The organism is Rhizobium sp. P1_E1 (assembly GCF_056406015.1).
Map to the genome: position 1 here is coordinate 1 of NZ_JBFUAY010000537.1, position 1,040 is coordinate 1,040.

Consider the following 1,040-nt stretch of genomic DNA (forward strand, 5'->3'; position numbering starts at 1 on the left):
GGTCTCGACATAGCGGCCAACCAGGCCACGCGTCACCTCGGTCTCTTCCAGCATGATCCGCTGGCGCTCAAACGAAAACGTCAACTGCGACCCGACATAGCGCTGCTCACGCTTGCACAGGATCTCCTTCAGCCGGTCCGACGCAAGATTCATCGGCCGATGCAGATTATCGGACCGGGTAGGGGCGAGCGCAAACCGCGCATTGTAATGCTCTATGAAGTCAGGCAGGAACGCATTGCCTGCCTCCATGTCGCAGATATCGGCCAGCCGCAATTCCTTGACCAGCCGATCCTGCAGCGTCCGGTTCATCCGCTCGACGCGGCCCTTGGCCTGGCTTGAGTTTGCGCAGAGAATCTCGATGTTTAGCTCACAAAGCGCCCGCCCGAACTGGGTCATGCCCTGGCCACCCTTGGCCTCCTTCTTCGCCACCCGGAACACCGAATGCTTGTCGGAGTAGAAGGCCACAGGCGCGCCGTGATCGCGCAGGTAAAGCGCCAGCGCCTCGAAATAGCTGAAGGCGCTTTCCGAGCGCACGAACCGCAACTGCATCAGCTTGCCCGTTGCATCGTCGACGAACACCAGCAGCGAGCATGGATCACCGCGGTCCTCGAACCAGCGATGCTCGGACCCGTCGATCTGCACCAGCTCGCCATAGGCTTCACGCCGCAAGCGCGGCTGATGAAACGTCCGCCGCTGCTTGCGCGACAGCCACAGGCCCGCATCCACCATCCAGCTGCGCAACGTCTCGCGCGACACCCGCAACCCATCGCGCTCGGCAAGCTTCTCGGCCGCCAAGGTTGGTCCGAAGTCTGCATAGCGTTCGCCAACCAGCGTCACGGCGTAATCCCGAACACCGTCGCTGATCCGGTTGTTCGACGGTCGGCCGATCGCTTTGTGCCGGATCGACGCCGCACCACCCGTGTTGATCCGCTCCAGCAGACGACGCACCTGGCGCGTACTCAGATCAAGCACATGTGCCGCCGACACCATCGTCATCCGGCCGGCGATCACTTTCGATAGAATCTCGATCCGCTGCAGAT

General features: G+C 62.1%; 1 protein-coding gene. It reads right to left on the minus strand.

Annotation, left to right across the window (positions count from 1 at the left end):
* Positions 1 to 1,038, minus strand: a 1,038-nt coding sequence (locus AC1D1Z_RS37780; protein ID WP_477853961.1) for an ISNCY family transposase, incomplete at its 3' end; no start/stop codon positions are given.
* Positions 1,039 to 1,040: the final 2 nt, after the last annotated feature.